Below are 15,512 nucleotides of genomic sequence, written 5' to 3'. Positions count from 1 at the left end.
CCAACGGCCGGCCTGCGCCGGGCGAAAGGCCCAGTGGCGATTACTGCTTGAGGTTTACCATGCGCTCCACGGCAAGGCGGGCGCGATCGGCGATCGCCGGATCGACCAGAACCTCTTCCGTCATGTTGAGCAGGCTGTCGAGAATCTTCGGCAGCGTGATGCGCTTCATGTGCGGACAGAGGTTGCACGGCTTGACGAAATCGACGCCCTGTACTTCCGCCTGGATGTTGGAGGCCATCGAGCATTCGGTGACGAGCAGCACCCGCTGCGGCCGCTTGTCCTTGACATAGTTGATCATGCCCGAAGTGGAGCCGGAGAAGTCGCACACTTCGATCACATCCGGGTGGCATTCTGGGTGGCCGATGATCTCGATGCCCGGATTGGCCTCCTTGTAGGCGAGAAGCTCCGCCGCCGTGAAGCGCTCGTGGACCTCGCAATGGCCCTTCCAGGTCAGAATCTTCTTGTTGGTCTGGCGGGCGACGTTCATCGCCAGATATTCATCCGGAATGCAGAGCACCGTGTCGGATTCGAGGCTCTCGACGACGGCGAGCACGTTCGACGACGTGCAGCAGATATCCGTCTCCGCCTTCACGTCCGCCGAGGTATTGACATAGGTGACGACCGGCACGCCGGGATAGCGTTCTTTCAGCAACCGCACATCGGCGCCGGTGATCGATTCGGAGAGCGAGCAGCCGGCCTTGGCGTCGGGGATAAGCACGGTCTTTTCCGGATTGAGCAGCTTCGAGGTCTCCGCCATGAAGTGCACGCCGCACTGGACGATGATTTCCGCATCGACCTTGGTGGCGTCGCGGGCGAGCTGCAGCGAATCGCCGACGATGTCGGCAACGCAGTGAAAGATGTCCGGCGTCTGATAGTTGTGCGCCAGAATGACGGCGTTGCGCTCTTTCTTCAGCCGGTTGATCGCATGCACGTAAGGGGCATAGGCCGCCCACTCGAATGCCGGGATGAAGTCCTTGACCTTCTCGTAGAGATGCGCGGTCTCGCGGGCGATCGCCGGCGTGAAGGCGAGGTCGGGCCTCTCGATGACGCCGTAGCGTGCCGCGGCGCTGACGAACGCTGGTGCGGGTGCTGCGCCCGCGCGAAGGTCAAGTCTGGTCATCGAGCTCTCCTCTCGCCGTTTCCGGTCTGCTTATTATGCTCAATATGAGCATAATAAGGTCAAAACAAAAGCGGCTGAGCCGCGGCGACTGATTTAGAAAGTTTTGTGACAGATTTCAAGGTTCGAATGTCGCGCCCGAGATATTCTCGGGCGCATCGGATCGGCCTCAGGCCATGGCCGGGCGGGCAACGCCCCTCTCCTCGATCGGCCAATGGACGATCGCCGCGAAGATGCCGAGCGCAACCCCCAGCCACCAGACCGGATCGTAGGATCCAAGCCGATCGTAGAGATAGCCGCCCATCCAGACGCCGAGGAAGGAGCCGACCTGGTGCGAGAGGAACACGACGCCGCCGAGCAGGCCGAGGTGGCGGGTGCCGAACATGATCGCCACCAGCGCGTTGGTCGGCGGGACGGTCGACAGCCACAGGAGACCCATGACGATCGCGAAGATGACGACCGAGGTCGGCGACTGCGGCAGCAGCAGGAAGGCCGCGACGGCGATCGACCGGCCAATGTAAATCCACGCGAGGAAGTACGGCTTGGAGTAGCGCTGGCTGATGACACCAGCCGAAAGCGAACCGATGATGTTGAAAAATCCGATCAAAGCGAGAGCGATCACCGCATAGCGGGCATCGATGCCGATGTCGCCCAGATAGGCGGGGAAGTGCGCCGTGATGAAGGCGACCTGATATCCGCAGACGAAGAAGCCGGAGACGAGCAGCAGATAGCTCCTGTGCCCGAGAGCTTCCTTCAGGGCCTCGCCGACGGTCTGCTTCGAAAGCGCTTCGGAATGCCGCCCGGAGGAGGCGTTGCCGCGCAACGGAATGGCGAAGAGCGGTACCAGCAGCATCAGGAAGCCGAGATAGACGAGACTGTCGGACCAGCCATAGGCGGAAATCAGCCCCTGGCTCAGCGGCGCGAACAGGAACATGCCGGCCGAGCCGGCCGCCGTGCCGATGCCGAAGACAAGTGCGCGCTGGTGAGGCGCGACGTTTCGGGCGAAGGCCGACAGCACGATACCGAAGGAACCGGAGGCGACGCCGAGACCGACGAGCACGCCGCCGCCGACATGCAGCCAGATCGGCGCATTGGCGAAGGCCATGATGAAGAGGCCGCTGGAATAGAGCAGTCCGGATAGCGCCAGCATGCGCCAGGTGCCGAACTTGTCGGCCAGCGCCCCGAAGAAGGGCTGGCCGAGGCCCCAGCAGAGATTTTGGATGGCCATGGCAAGGCCGAAGGTGGTCCGATCCCAGCCCCGGTCGGCGAGCATGGGCAATTGAAAGAACCCCATTGCCGAACGCGGACCGAAGGTCAGCATCGCGATCATCGAACCAGCGGCGATGATCAGCCACGGGAGATGATGATGGTGATGGAGTGAGTGGGCGTCGCTCTGATTGGCAGCAGACATTGGATGCTCCGGTTTCTTGAGGGCGCAAGCTATGTCGCCGCTCAAATTGAGCCAAGCCAATTAAATTGACGATCGGTTCACAGGAATTGATGGCCGCCTGCAGGCGCAGTCGTACGGTCAGCCGAGCGCGTCATTCGACGCCGCGCCGCTTCATCGGCCAACCCTCGCTGCGCCGTCGCACAACCCTCGCCTCGTCGCCGATCCTGACGATCCCCTCGCCCCTTGGCACGGCATTCCAGCCAAAGAGCACGCCCGGCACCCGGCGATCCGCGGACATGCGCTTTTCGGCGAGCCCCTGGATCGGATTGCCGCCGATCCGTTCGCCGGTCGTCTGGTCCTGCGCGGTCATGATGCACCGCGCACAGGGCTTGACGAGATCGAAGACTATGCCGGCGATCTCCAGGCTTTCCCACAGGTCCTCCGCCCAAGGCTCGTCGCAATCGATGAGGATGTTGGTGCGGAAGCGCTCCATGCCGACCGGTTCCTGACCCTTCTCGACGAGCGTTCGATTGAGGTCCGCCAGCGAAGCGGTGGTCGTCATCAGCACCGGAAATCCGTCGGCAAATCCAATCGGCGCCGCGGTGCCGGCCCATTCGGCGCCGACGAAGCGCTCGGCTTCCTCGTCCATATGTACGAGCCTAACCGGCCGCCCGAACCAGCCCGACAGCGTTTCGTTCGCGGCGTCATCGGCAACGGCAGCATTCACGTCGCTCGACCAGACGCGCACGCTGAGCCGGCGATCCGGATCGAAGCGGACGGCGATTTCGTTGCCATTCATCTTCAGCTGAACGCCGCCATCGATGTGCGTCGCTTCGACCTGGGCCAGCGCCTGCAATTCGCGCTGGGTGACGAACTTTCCATCGGGCTCGACGACCATGAACCGCCGGTCGCCTGCCAACCCGTCGAGATTGACCGTCACGGCCGTTTGCGGCACGGCGCGACCGCTTTTCAAGGGGTGGATGTTGAGACCGGTGACTTTCATCGCGGCATTCCAGGTTCAGAGATTGATTCAGGCGGCTCGCGATCTGATTCACCGAGCGGCAACAACATATTGAAACAATTAGATTTCATCGAGCAGCATGGCAAGCACGCTGCGCAGCCGCGTTTGCCGCTCCAGCGCCAGCCGACGCCCCGCCGCGGTCTGGAAACCCTCGGCGAGACGGAAGAGCTTCGTTTCGAAATGGTCGATCGCGAAAGCCTTGTCGTCGAGCGGCCTGTCCTCGGCCAAGGGATCGAGCGGATCGTAGAGACCGCTTCCCATGCGACCGGCGATATAGAAGCAGCGCGCGGCGCCGAACATGCCGATCGCGTCGAGCCGGTCCGCGTCCTGCAGGATTTTCGCTTCGAGCGTCTCGGGCGCAATATTGGCCGAGAAACTGTGAGTCAGAATGGCATGGGCGACGGCCGAAATTTCCAGCGTGCTCCAGCGGAGGCCGTCGAGAATTTGCCATGCCTTTTCGGCGGCGAGCCGCGATGCCCCGGCCCGGAGCGGCGAATTCTTCTCGACTGCGACGCAGTCATGCAACAGCACGGCGGCCGCGAGCTGACGGCTGTCGCCACCCTCCTCCGCCTGTATGCGTGCCGCGTTCTTCCAGACGCGAACGAGGTGGGAGGCGTCGTGGGAGCCGTCGTCGCCGGAGAATGCATGCGGCAGAAGCTTGCCAGCAAGTTCGTCATGCGGTGCGAAGGCGGTGGCGAGAGCCTGAAGGCGCGTCATGCTTGGCTTGCTCCCTCTCTCGGGTCAGTCGCGATCGATCCGGGCGGATCAGCCGAATCGCGCCCGCCGCTGGACAGGATCTTCTGGTAGAAGAGGCCGATGCCGATCAGCACGCCGCCGAGGCCGATGAAAGAGAGCGCCCGCAGGAAGCCCTCGAGGTTGGACATGTCGACGAGGAAGACCTTGAGCACGGCAATGAACACCAGTACGGCCGAAGCGATGCGGATGCTCTTGGCGTTGAAGCGCGATCCCACCACGAGAAGCAGGACGCCTAGCACCAGCCAGATCACCGAGTAGGTGTAGGTCTCTCCCTGCAGGAAGCCCTTCCAGTCGGCGACGCTTTCTCCCTGCCAGAAACGGCGCACGCTCAGCGTCGCCCAGGCGAAGGCCAGCACAGCGCCGCTCACTGCCAGCGCCATGACGTAGGGCTGCGGGCGCCTGCCGCGCGCATACCAGGCAAGGCCGGCATAGCCGATGGCGGGCAGCAGATAGCCGATGAAGAGCAGGTCGAACAAGGGAATGCGACCAAGCAACTCGCCGCTGAAATAGGGATTGAGGCCGACGAGATGGGCCGAGAGCACCGACAGCATCGAAAGTACGCCGAGCGCCATTCCGCCGTAGCGGAACACCGGGCTTGGCGATCCCCCGTCGAGCGTCATGAAAATGCCGGAGGCGCCGATCGCAAGCAGCGTGTAGATCGCCTGCTCGCCGAGCGTCGGAACGGAACTGTCAAGCACGCCGCCGTTCATCGCATGGCGTACGAGGATCGCGAGTGTCAGGAGCACGAAGAGGCTGGCGAGCGCCTGCAGCAGATTGCGGGCCCGCAGATCCGGAAAAGCGCGCAGGAAGTAGGCGCAACCGACGAGCAGCAGTGCCGGAACGCCGTATCCCGGCAGAAGCGCATTGAAGACCGGCGTGGTCCCGAGGCTGCCGGGCCCGACGATCGTCGGCTCCCAGGCAATCCGCGTCAGGACGACGATGGCGGCGGCAACCGTCACCCAGGGCAGAACCGGCCAGGGACGCAGGCGTGTTGCAAAGGTGTAGCCCGTGCCGAGGACCGCGATGGCGAGCGTCGTCACCAACCCGTCCGTCCAGGCATGCAGGCCGACGACAAAGAGGCCGAGGGAGCCCAGTGCCAGCAGACCCGCCGCAAGATCGAGCTCCCTCCATTCGGCGTCGCGGCGAGAGATCCATTCGACGAGACCAAGAAGGAATAGCCCGCTCGTAAAGGCGGCAAGCCCATGCGGCAGGTCGAAGGCGAACTGGCCCGTCATCAGGAACGACATGCCGACAAGCGCGCCGGGCACGACGGCCGCGATGCCGGCCCAAAGAACCGCAAAGTGCCGCTGCTCGGCAAGCCGGGTAAGCACGGCCGCCGCGAGCAGGAGAAAAAGCGCTGCAAGTGTCATCGCCGTCAGCATCGCCGTCCGGCCGGGAACGACGATCGCCGGTGTGGCCAATGTCGGGTCGAGATAGGCAAGTACGCCGCTAAGGGCAGTCAGCGTCCAGGTGCCGACGACTGCGCCGAGCGCAGCCAGCAGCGCCGGGTAAACGGCAGTAGCCCGCAGCGCACCGGCGCCGGCAAGTACGGCGATCACGACCACGAATTCGGCGACCGGGAACCGCGCCGCCTCAACGGCCGGGCTGATGAAGAGCAGCGCGAGCAGCGTTGCGACGATCGCCGCCGACAGCGAGATTGCCGCATAGGGCGGCGTGAAGAGCCGCTCCCAGGGACCCGGGGTTGCGGCTGGCAACGCGCCCGTGTGTGTCGTTGCGAGGGTCTCGCGTTCTACGCCGCCGGGCCAGATCAAACCGACGCCGAGGATCATGACGACAAGAGCAACCGTCACCGGCGGGGCTTCAAACGGTGCGGCCAGCGCGACATAGGCCAGCCCCCACAGGCCGAGGCCGGCATTGGCGAGCGTTGGCACGATCGTCCAGTGGCGCAGGCGAGAGGCCAAGAGTGTTGCGAACCAGGCGACCGCCAGAAACCCGAACAGCACCCATGGCCGCGGCTCGCCGCTCGAGACAAATAAGGGCGTGAGCAACGACGCCAGAAGGCCGAGCCCGGCCAGCGCCTGGCCATGCAGCAGCGACAGGCCCACCGTCGCCAGCGATACCAGGGCCAGCAGCGCGAAGGCCGTTGCCGTGCCTATGTAGTCGTAAATGCCGTGCGCCGCGTAGACGACTCCGAACAGCGTCACCGCACCGGCCGCGGTCAGCACGCCCGGGATCATCGCATTGCGGAACCGGTCGGCGATCGTCGGCACCGCGCGGCGGCGGATCACTTCGCCGGCCATCCCGAGCGCAAGGCCGAAGATCGCGGCAAGCGTCAGGCGAACCGCCGGGCTCAGGAGCCCTGCTTCGATCGAATACTGCACCAGGAAGAAGCCGCCGAGGGCGAGCGCAAGCCCGCCGACCCAGACCGGCCAGCGACCGCCGATCCGGCTCTCGAGGCTCTCCGCGGAGCGCATGGCAACAGGTTCGGCAGCCGCGACGTCGGCTGGAGCGCCGCTTGCCGCCGTGTCCGCGTCCTCTGCGCCCGCCGGAACGTTCCCGAATATCCGGGCACCCTCTCGCGCCTGCGACCAAGGGCCGTGAACGGCCTCTTCCGCGATCTCGGGTGGGGTTGGCAGAGCCTCGGCCTCCTTTCGCGCGGAGGCAGCGGTGTCCGGCACGACGTCTTCGGCGGCCCGCGTCGCCAGCCGGGCGATCTCCGCCTTCAGGCTCTCGATCTCGGCGTCCAACCGGTCCGCGTTCCTGCGGCCGCCCAGAAAGGCGGCGAGCGCCATGGCAAAGGCAACAAGCGCTATGAGCTCAAGCATGGTTCCCCAACAGCAGGACGACTCGTGAACGATTCGCACAAGTTAGCCCGGAATGCCAGCGGAGGCACGCCGCTTGAATATCCTCTTCCTCGCAACCGCAGGTCTTTACGGCGGAAACAAATGTCTTCGGGGGCAGAACAGCCGTAATCTCTTCATCGAACTGTCGCAGAACTGTCATGAGCTGGCTGATAGAGCGAAAACGGACGCCGCAACATGAGCGGCGCTTCTATCGTCCTCAACGGGGAGAATGACCATGGACAAGCAGCTCGGCACGACGGAAGAAACCGAATTCAAGACGCTGACGGAACGCAGGGAAGAACTGGAAGACATCGGCCAGAACTGTTCCACCAATCCGACCATGGGCGACATCATCAATCGCCGCTTCTCGCGCCGGTCGTTCCTTGGCGGCTCGCTCGCGGTGGCAGCCATTTCCACGACGGTCAGTCCGCTGGCACTGCTCACGGCCGACGAGGCACGGGCCAGCGACAGCGCTTCGCCCTTCGACTTCTCGGAAATCGAGGCCGGCGTCGACGAGACGCATCACGTCGCCGAAGGCTACGACGCCGACATCCTGCTGCGCTGGGGCGACAAGATCTTCGCCGATAGCCCGGAATTCGATCCGCTGAAGCAGACGGCCGAGGCGCAGAGCCGCCAGTTCGGCTACAACAACGACTATGTCGGCTTCATTCCGCTCGACGGCAGTCCGGATCACGGCCTCCTGGTCGTGAACCATGAGTACACGAATGCCGAGATCATGTTCCCCAACTTCGCTCGCGTCGAGAAGGTGACGGAGGACGGCAAGGAGGAAGACAAGGTCGTTCTCGGCGAATACACCAAGGAACTGGTCGACATCGAAATGGCCGCCCATGGCGGCACGGTCATCGAGATCCGCAAGGTGGACGGCAAGTGGCAGCCGGTTCTCGACGGCAAGTACAACCGCCGCATCACCGTCAACACCGAAATGCAGCTGTCCGGCCCGGTGGCCGGCCATGGTCGCGTCAAGACCGCCGCCGATCCGAGCGGCAAGAAGGTTTTCGGCACGATCAACAATTGCGCCGGCGGCGTCACCGCCTGGGGCACCTACATGATGGCCGAAGAGAACTTCAACGGCTATTTCGGCGGCGAGCTCGCCGAGGATCATCCGGAATTCAAGCAGCTGAAGCGGCTCGGCGCGCCGGGTGGCCAATACGAATGGTCGAAGTTCTACGACCGCTTCGACGTATCGAAGGATCCGAACGAGGCGAACCGCTTCGGCTGGGTCGTCGAGGTCGATCCGCTCGACCCGGCCTCCGTGCCGAAGAAGCGCACGGCGATAGGCCGCTTCAAGCACGAGGGCTGCGAATCGATCGTCAACAAGGACGGCCGGGTCGTCCTCTACAGCGGCGACGACGAGCGCTACGACTATGTCTACAAGTTCGTGACGACGGGCACCTACAACCCGAACGACCGCGCCGCCAACCTGAACCTCTTCGACGAAGGCACGCTCTACGTGGCGAAGTTCGACGAGGACGGCACGGTCACCTGGATGCCGATCGTCCATGGCGAAGGTCCGCTGACGGCCGAGAACGGCTTTGCCTCCCAGGCCGACGTGCTGATCAACACGCGTCTTGCCGCCGATGCGCTCGGCGCGACCAAGATGGACCGGCCCGAGGACATCCAGCCCAATGCGAAGACCGGCAAGGTCTATGTCATGCTGACCAACAATACCAAGCGCAAGGAGGAAGAGGCGGACGCCGCCAATCCGCGCGCCAAGAATGCCTTCGGCCACATCGTCGAGATCTCCGAGACGGACGGAGACTTCGCTTCGACGAAATCCAAGTGGGACATTCTGTTGAAGTGCGGTGACCCGAGCGTTGCGGATGTGGGCGCCTCCTTCTCGACCGCGACGACGAAGAACGGCTGGTTCGGAATGCCGGACAATTGCGCCATCGACGCGGACGGCCGTCTGTGGGTTTCGACCGACGGCAACAACGAGAAGGAGACCGGCCGTACCGACGGTGTCTGGGCGATCGAAACGGAAGGCGAAGGTCGCGGCACATCGAAGCTGTTCTTCCGGGTGCCGGTCGGCGCGGAGATGTGCGGGCCGAGCTTCAACCCGACGAGCGACACGTTCTTCCTTGCCGTGCAGCACCCGGGCGATGCCGGCCTCGCCACCTATGAAAAGCCGGCAACGCGCTGGCCCGACTTCCGCGACGACATGCCGGTGCGCCCGGCTGTGGTCGCCGTGACCAAACAGGGCGGCGGCAAGATCGGCTAAGGCGCGCTTTTTCCTGAGTGCAGGCGCCGCATGACATATGCGGCGCCTGTTCTGTTTTTCAGGCCGCCGACGGTGGGGCCGGCTTAAGCGCCTTCAGCGTCGCATGGACAAAACCGTCGCGAGCCGAGGAAACGTCGACACCGCGCGGTTCATAGACGTGGCGGTTGAGGAAATAGGCCGTCAGGCGGAAGGCCGCGGCAAGGCTGTCATGATCGGCGGCGCTGCGCGTTCCGGAGAGGAAATCCGGAAGGGCAAGCATGCGCTCCGCATAGGGTGCGCCCGCCGCGCGGCTGACGGCTCGGCCGGTTTTCGGCGAAACGTAGATGAGTTCGGCCCGGTGTCCGGTCGCCGCGCATTCCGAAAGGTCGAGGCCGAAGCCGAGATCGTTGAGGACCGCCAGCTCGAAGCGCACGAACAATTCGCCGGCATCGGCCGGATCCTGAAGGTGATCGACGATGACGGCGAGCGCCTCGTAGAGATGCGGATGCGGATCGCGCTCCGGCAGCAGCCTCAGAAGGGCGCCGAGCGCCTGGATGCCGTAGACCGAGGTTGCCGCCTCCATCAGCCTGGCGGCGCGCAATTCGAGCGGCTCGAGGCGGAACTCGCCGAGATGCTCGTCGAGCCGGGCTCGCCAGGTCACTTCCACCGAATTGCCCGGCTGCAGCACCGGCTGCATCGTCCGCGAGCGGCCGGAGCGCACGAGCCCCAAGTGCCGCCCGTGCGCGGACGTCATGACCTCGGCAATGACAGAGCTCTCGCCATGCCGCCTTATGCCGAGAATGATGGCCTGATCGCTCCATTGCATGAAAAAGGCATACACCCGGGGCGGAAACGGGATCAAGCGAAGATGGCGCTTACGACGGCTGCATCGCGGCTCACCCAGATCCATGACGCTCGCCCTTTCCGCTTCATGTTCGCCGCACTACAATTCTGTCATTGGCCTGCCGAATCGCGGCATGCTCGCAAGCCGCGGCTGGCTGCCGGTCTCGAGCTGGCAATCACAAGGATTGTTTGGAGTATGTGTGTGTCCCGCCTCGCCCAGCTTCTCCCGCTCCTCCTTGTTGTGGCCGCGCTGTCGGGTTGCGCGACAAGCACCGCGCAGCCGCCGCGACCGCGGGGACCGGATCCCTATTTCACGGCGATGTACGGACCACATCCGGACGAGGCGTTCCCACTGCCTGCGACCGACATCAGCACGGTCGACCCGCGCTTCCTGCGCCAGCAGGTGCCCTATGTCACGCACGAGCCACCGGGGACGATCGTCATCGACACGCCCAGCCGGCACCTCTACCTGGTGCAGGATGGCGGCATGGCGCTGCGCTATGGGATCGGCGTCGGCAAGGCGGGGCTGGAATTTGCCGGCGAGGCGCGCATCGGCCGCAAGGCGCTGTGGCCCCGCTGGATCCCGACCTCCGAGATGGTCGCCCGCGAGCCGGAGCGCTATGGCCCGCTCGCCAGCGGCCTGGACCCGGGCCTGACCAACCCGCTCGGGCCGCGCGCGCTCTATCTCTACCAGGACGGCAAGGACACGCTTTTCCGCATCCACGGCACGACAGAGGCATGGTCGATCGGCAAGGCCGTTTCCAGTGGCTGCATCCGGATGTTCAATCCGGATGTCATCGATCTCTACAACCGCGTGCCGGAAGGCACCCGTGTGGTGGTGATCCAGGCGCAGTCGCCGATAGACCCGGCAATGCCGCCGGTCGTTCCCCCCGCAGAGGAGGCGCCGATCGAGGCCCCGGCAGAGGACGCGCCGCTGGCGTTCTGAGCAATTACCAGGCGTCCGGCTCGCGCACGAGGTGCACGATATTGGCGGGGTTCATCACCCAGCCACCGCGAAAGCCTTCGCCCAATTCCTCGACCGCGTCGCAGCGTACTGCTCCGTGCGCGGCGAGGTGGGTCAACGCTCTTTCGTGGTTGTCGGTGAACAGTTCCAGCCAGACTTCCGCCTGGCTCAATTGCGGCATTTCGTCGATCCAAAGACGATTGGGGCCGAGGATGAAGCCCTTTGCCGGCTGCTTCTCGTCGAATGGCGGCAGGCCGACGACGTCGCGGTAGAAAGCGACCACGGTCTCATATTGATGGCTCGGCACCTTCATGGCGATGTTGATGCCGCCCTTTATCTCCACTGGCATCGCTCGTTCCTCCTATATCTGTGGCTCGAGCGCCGGCTTGCCGGAGAGCTCGCTCACATAGTAGCCCTCCCGGAGGTTGATGCCGTATTCGACCCAGGCCTTCATGCAGGCGAGCATCTGCGACCAACCCTCGCAATTGAGATAGGAGCTTTTCTGCCCCTGCTCGTCCTCGCGCCAGCCGGTTTCGGCGATGGTCACCATGGTGGCGCCGTCCTCGAGGGGCTGGAAGCGCATCTCCACACTCGTCTGGTATGGTGCCTCTTCCTTTGCAACCATCGCGCCCCAGCGGAAGACGATCCGCTCATTGGGCTCGACAACTTCCACCTCGACGGGGACCTCTCCCCACCAGGTGACGGTGGCGCCGGCGACCAAGGGGCCGCTGATGCCGCCGAGCGTCACGAAATAACGGCTGAGCTTGTCCGGATTGACGACCGCGTCGAAGACCTCCCCGACGGGACGGGCTATCCGCCCGTTCACGCGAAATTCGAAAGCCATGACGACCTCCTCTCGATTGTGTCCGGGCATAATATGTTATAAAAATATAACATGTCAATTGATTCGAAGGACGATGCCGTTTTCAAGGCACTGGCCAATGGCCTGCGCCGCCAGATTCTGGATGCTCTGAAAGAGGAGCCCCGGACCACGGGCATGTTGTGCGAGCAATTTTCCGATCTTGATCGCTGCACGGTGATGCAGCATTTGAAGGTATTGGAAGAGACAAATCTCGTTCTCGTCCGGCGCGAGGGGCGGGAACGCTGGAACCACCTGAACGCCTTGCCGATCCGCGCCATTCACGACCGCTGGATCAGCCAGTATTCGGATCATGCAATGTCCGTGCTCACCGCCATGCAACAACAACTCGACGGTGAAAAGGAGTGACGGTTTCGTCTTTCCATAGGGCGGCTTTATTCGTATGAACGATCGAGTTCAAGAAAACTGGGATCAGTTCCGTGCGTTACCTCATCACCGGCACCGCAGGTTTCATCGGCTTTCACGTCGCCAAGCGGCTGATCGACGATGGGCATTTCGTGGTCGGTTTCGATGGCATGACGCCCTATTACGACGTGACGCTCAAGCAGCGCCGCCACGCGATCCTGGAGCGCTCCAACGGCTTCAAGGCGGTGACAGCAATGCTCGAGGACCGCGCCGCCCTCGACCGCGCCGCGGAGCTTGCGGAACCGGAGGTCATCATCCACCTCGCCGCACAGGCGGGTGTTCGCTACAGCCTCGAGAACCCGAAGGCTTATGTCGACGCGAACCTTCTCGGTTCCTGGAACATCCTCGAGCTTGCGAGGGCGATCGGCCCGAAGCATCTGATGCTGGCATCGACCTCGTCGATCTACGGCGCCAATGAGAAGATACCGTTTGCCGAGGCGGACCGGGCCGACGAGCCGATGACGCTCTATGCGGCGACGAAGAAATCGATGGAGCTGATGGCGCACAGCTACGCCCATCTCTACAAGGTGCCGACCACCGCCTTCCGGTTCTTCACCGTCTATGGCCCCTGGGGCCGGCCCGACATGGCACTCTTCAAATTCGTCGACGCCATCTTGAACGGCCGGCCGATCGATATCTATGGCGAAGGCCGGATGAGCCGCGACTTCACCTATATCGACGATCTTGTCGAAGGCATCCTGCGGCTTTCCCATGTCGCGCCGTCCGAAGCCAATCGCGTCGGTCCGGACCTGGCGCAGGACACGCTCTCGGGGCACGCGCCGTTCCGTGTCGTCAATGTCGGTGGCGGCCAGCCGGTGGACCTGATGACCTTCGTTGACACTGTCGAGAAGGCCGTCGGCCGGCCGGCGGTGCGCAACATGCTGCCGATGCAGATGGGCGACGTGCCGCGCACCTACGCGTCACCGGACCTGCTCGAGGCGCTGACCGGCTTCAAGCCAATGATGCCCGTCGAGGAAGGCGTCGCCCGCTTCGTGGAATGGTACGAGCAATATTATCGTCCTGCAGAAACCGTTGCCTGAAGGGCGCGACGCGCAATTCGTCGCATCGGAAAACGCCCCTGTCATTTGCAGGTCGAAAAACGGTCCTATTTGCCTATCAATGGATGTGTAGCTCCCAAGGCTCAAGAAGGACCCAACAACAAAGGAAGAGTGGATGAAGATTACGATGATTGGCGCCGGCTATGTCGGCCTCGTTTCCGGCGTATGCTTCGCGGATTTCGGCCACGACGTCGTCTGCCTCGACAAGGACGAAGCCAAGATCGCGGCGCTCAAGAAGGGTGAGATCCCGATTTTCGAACCGGGTCTCGACCATCTGGTCGCCAGCAACGTCGCTTCAGGGCGTCTGCATTTCACCACGGATCTCGCGCCCGCCGTTTCCGGCAGCGACGTCATCTTCATCGCCGTCGGCACCCCATCCCGGCGCGGCGACGGGCACGCGGACCTCTCCTATGTCCACGCCGCCGCCCGCGAGATCGCTGCCAATCTCAACGGCTTTACCGTCATCGTCACCAAGTCGACCGTCCCGGTCGGCACCGGCGACGAAGTCGAACGGATCATCCGCGAAGCCAATCCGGATGCCGACTTTGCCGTCGTCTCCAATCCGGAGTTCCTGCGCGAGGGCGCGGCGATCGACGATTTCAAGCGGCCCGACCGAATCGTCATCGGCCTTGCGGACAACGACCAGCGTGCACGCGACGTGATGACGGAAGTCTATCGCCCCCTCTATCTGAACCAGGCCCCCCTCGTCTTCACTTCGCGCCGTACCTCCGAACTGATCAAGTATGCCGGCAACGCCTTCCTGGCGATGAAGATCACCTTCATCAACGAGATGGCCGACCTTTGCGAGAAAGTCGGTGCAAACGTCCAGGATGTGGCCCGCGGCATCGGACTCGACGGGCGTATCGGCGCCAAGTTCCTGCATGCCGGCCCGGGCTACGGCGGTTCGTGCTTTCCCAAGGATACCCTGGCGCTGGTCAAGACCGCACAGGACCACGACAGCCCGGTGCGGCTCGTCGAAACCACTGTCGCCATCAATGACAACCGCAAGCGGGCCATGGGCCGCAAGGTGATCACCGCGGTCGGCGGCGACGTGCGCGGCCGCAAGGTTGCCGTGCTCGGCCTGACGTTCAAGCCGAACACCGACGACATGCGTGACAGCCCCGCGATCGCCATCGTCCAGACGCTGCAGGACGCCGGCGCCACGGTAACGGGCTACGATCCGGAAGGCATGGAGAACGCGCGCAAGGTCATCGACGGCCTGACCTATGCGACCGACCCCTATGACGCGGCAGCGGATGCCGACGCACTGGTGATCGTCACCGAGTGGAACGAATTCCGGGCGCTGGACTTCGCCCGGCTGAAACGCACGATGAGCACCCCGCTGCTCGTCGACCTGCGCAACATCTACCGCAAGGACGAGGTCACCCGGCACGGCTTCGAGTATGCCAGCGTCGGTCGGCCGGACTGATCGAGGAAAAAAAGACTGGATCACGATGATTTTGGGTCGCATCGACCCAAAATCATAAACGTGATCGATTCTAATGAGTTAGAGCGGGATGCGGGCGGAAAACCGCACACACTTTTCCTCCTCACGCTCCAGAGCGGGTGCGAAGGAGGACAGGCTTCTCCAGCGCCCGCTCTTAAAATTGGCGGGAAACGGTGGTCGATGGGCTCGGAAGTTCGCGCTGGCAGGTGCGCCAGCCCTGGAGTAGACAAGTACGCTGGCGGAAAAGCGATCCGGCTTCTAGGCTTTGGGACCGACGGGAATGATCGTCTCCCAACTCTTGCCGGCGAGGATCACGCAGCTTCGGCCTGACACGTCGGTTATGACCAGAGTCCAGCTGCCGCTGTCGGCAGCATAGAGTTCCATCACCGCCTGCTGATTGACCATCCCCACGGCGGCTTGCTTTTCGGCATATTGCCGAGCGAGAAACTCGATCACCTGCGCGCGATCGGCGCACTTCAGGACACCCTGCGCGCCTGCTGCCTGGGGATATACGGTTACCGCCGCTGCCAAGAGGGCGGCTTGCGGAAGGACGCGGATTGCATTGCGTACCACGATGCACCTCCTTTCGCCGGGATACCCGGCGGAAGA

At 63.6% G+C, this 15,512-nt stretch carries 14 protein-coding genes; 5 read left to right on the top strand and 9 right to left on the bottom strand.

Annotated features, from left to right (window positions below; genetic code table 11):
• Window positions 1–40 precede the first annotated feature (40 nt).
• From nadA to NGR_RS15515, 5 genes are all read right to left on the bottom strand, one after another.
• A complete protein-coding gene (gene nadA / locus NGR_RS15535; RefSeq protein WP_012707425.1) occupies window positions 41–1,120 on the bottom strand; it encodes a quinolinate synthase NadA in 1,080 nt (359 codons plus the stop codon).
• 166 nt (window positions 1,121–1,286) lie between these two features.
• Complete coding sequence (locus NGR_RS15530; RefSeq protein ID WP_012707424.1) at window positions 1,287–2,528, bottom strand: MFS transporter; 1,242 nt, start codon at window positions 2,526–2,528, stop codon at window positions 1,287–1,289.
• 130 nt (window positions 2,529–2,658) lie between these two features.
• The gene (locus NGR_RS15525; RefSeq protein WP_012707423.1) at window positions 2,659–3,510 is read right to left on the bottom strand and encodes an MOSC domain-containing protein; all 852 of its coding nucleotides are present in this window, start codon (window positions 3,508–3,510) and stop codon (window positions 2,659–2,661) included.
• Between the two features lie 78 nt (window positions 3,511–3,588).
• Window positions 3,589–4,245: an HD domain-containing protein gene (locus NGR_RS15520; protein WP_012707422.1), complete on the bottom strand. Its 657-nt coding sequence runs from the start codon at window positions 4,243–4,245 to the stop codon at window positions 3,589–3,591.
• A complete protein-coding gene (locus NGR_RS15515) occupies window positions 4,242–7,070 on the bottom strand; it encodes a DUF2339 domain-containing protein (protein ID WP_012707421.1) in 2,829 nt (942 codons plus the stop codon). Before NGR_RS15515 ends, NGR_RS15520 begins: the two co-directional genes overlap by 4 nt.
• A 253-nt stretch (window positions 7,071–7,323) precedes the next feature.
• On the opposite strand from NGR_RS15515, the gene NGR_RS15510 reads away from it, so the two are divergent.
• Window positions 7,324–9,327: a PhoX family protein gene (locus NGR_RS15510; protein ID WP_012707420.1), complete on the top strand. Its 2,004-nt coding sequence runs from the start codon at window positions 7,324–7,326 to the stop codon at window positions 9,325–9,327.
• A gap of 58 nt (window positions 9,328–9,385) precedes the next feature.
• On the opposite strand, the gene recO is transcribed toward NGR_RS15510, so the two are convergent.
• The gene (recO, locus tag NGR_RS15505; RefSeq protein ID WP_193377897.1) at window positions 9,386–10,132 is read right to left on the bottom strand and encodes a DNA repair protein RecO; all 747 of its coding nucleotides are present in this window, start codon (window positions 10,130–10,132) and stop codon (window positions 9,386–9,388) included.
• A 213-nt stretch (window positions 10,133–10,345) separates the two neighbouring features.
• Here recO and NGR_RS15500 point away from each other — a divergent pair, with 213 nt between their 5' ends.
• Window positions 10,346–11,095: a L,D-transpeptidase gene (locus NGR_RS15500; RefSeq protein WP_164924237.1), complete on the top strand. Its 750-nt coding sequence runs from the start codon at window positions 10,346–10,348 to the stop codon at window positions 11,093–11,095.
• A 4-nt stretch (window positions 11,096–11,099) separates the two neighbouring features.
• Here the strand turns inward: NGR_RS15500 and NGR_RS15495 are convergent, their stop codons facing one another.
• Window positions 11,100–11,462: a VOC family protein gene (locus NGR_RS15495; RefSeq protein WP_012707417.1), complete on the bottom strand. Its 363-nt coding sequence runs from the start codon at window positions 11,460–11,462 to the stop codon at window positions 11,100–11,102.
• 12 nt (window positions 11,463–11,474) lie between these two features.
• A complete protein-coding gene (locus tag NGR_RS15490) occupies window positions 11,475–11,957 on the bottom strand; it encodes an SRPBCC domain-containing protein (protein ID WP_012707416.1) in 483 nt (160 codons plus the stop codon).
• Between the two features lie 51 nt (window positions 11,958–12,008).
• On the opposite strand from NGR_RS15490, the gene NGR_RS15485 reads away from it, so the two are divergent.
• From NGR_RS15485 to rkpK, 3 genes are all read left to right on the top strand, one after another.
• A complete protein-coding gene (locus NGR_RS15485; protein WP_012707415.1) occupies window positions 12,009–12,341 on the top strand; it encodes an ArsR/SmtB family transcription factor in 333 nt (110 codons plus the stop codon).
• Between the two features lie 71 nt (window positions 12,342–12,412).
• Window positions 12,413–13,438, top strand: coding sequence for an NAD-dependent epimerase (locus tag NGR_RS15480; protein WP_012707414.1), 1,026 nt, complete (start codon window positions 12,413–12,415; stop codon window positions 13,436–13,438).
• A gap of 133 nt (window positions 13,439–13,571) precedes the next feature.
• Window positions 13,572–14,885 carry a UDP-glucose 6-dehydrogenase gene (gene rkpK, locus NGR_RS15475; protein WP_012707413.1) on the top strand — a complete coding sequence of 438 codons (1,314 nt, stop codon included), beginning with the start codon at window positions 13,572–13,574 and terminating at the stop codon, window positions 14,883–14,885.
• A 276-nt stretch (window positions 14,886–15,161) separates the two neighbouring features.
• Here rkpK and NGR_RS15470 read toward each other — a convergent pair whose 3' ends face one another.
• A complete protein-coding gene (locus tag NGR_RS15470) occupies window positions 15,162–15,476 on the bottom strand; it encodes a hypothetical protein (protein WP_012707412.1) in 315 nt (104 codons plus the stop codon).
• Between the last annotated feature and the right edge of the window lie 36 nt (window positions 15,477–15,512).

Source organism: Sinorhizobium fredii NGR234, assembly GCF_000018545.1.
Taxonomy (GTDB): Bacteria; Pseudomonadota; Alphaproteobacteria; order Rhizobiales; family Rhizobiaceae; genus Sinorhizobium; species Sinorhizobium fredii_A.
Note: the sequence above shows the minus strand (reverse complement) of the source record. Positions and strands in the feature narration are given on the sequence as shown.

Coding starts and splice junctions, on each gene's coding strand:
- NGR_RS15515 (WP_012707421.1), bottom strand. CDS start 7,070: ATGCTTGAGCTCATAGCGCTTGTTGCCTTTGCCATGGCGCTCGCCGCC.
- NGR_RS15520 (WP_012707422.1), bottom strand. CDS start 4,245: ATGACGCGCCTTCAGGCTCTCGCCACCGCCTTCGCACCGCATGACGAA.
- nadA (WP_012707425.1), bottom strand. CDS start 1,120: ATGACCAGACTTGACCTTCGCGCGGGCGCAGCACCCGCACCAGCGTTC.
- NGR_RS15525 (WP_012707423.1), bottom strand. CDS start 3,510: ATGAAAGTCACCGGTCTCAACATCCACCCCTTGAAAAGCGGTCGCGCC.
- NGR_RS15500 (WP_164924237.1), top strand. CDS start 10,346: ATGTGTGTGTCCCGCCTCGCCCAGCTTCTCCCGCTCCTCCTTGTTGTG.
- rkpK (WP_012707413.1), top strand. CDS start 13,572: ATGAAGATTACGATGATTGGCGCCGGCTATGTCGGCCTCGTTTCCGGC.
- recO (WP_193377897.1), bottom strand. CDS start 10,132: ATGCAATGGAGCGATCAGGCCATCATTCTCGGCATAAGGCGGCATGGC.
- NGR_RS15495 (WP_012707417.1), bottom strand. CDS start 11,462: ATGCCAGTGGAGATAAAGGGCGGCATCAACATCGCCATGAAGGTGCCG.
- NGR_RS15490 (WP_012707416.1), bottom strand. CDS start 11,957: ATGGCTTTCGAATTTCGCGTGAACGGGCGGATAGCCCGTCCCGTCGGG.
- NGR_RS15485 (WP_012707415.1), top strand. CDS start 12,009: ATGTCAATTGATTCGAAGGACGATGCCGTTTTCAAGGCACTGGCCAAT.
- NGR_RS15510 (WP_012707420.1), top strand. CDS start 7,324: ATGGACAAGCAGCTCGGCACGACGGAAGAAACCGAATTCAAGACGCTG.
- NGR_RS15530 (WP_012707424.1), bottom strand. CDS start 2,528: ATGTCTGCTGCCAATCAGAGCGACGCCCACTCACTCCATCACCATCAT.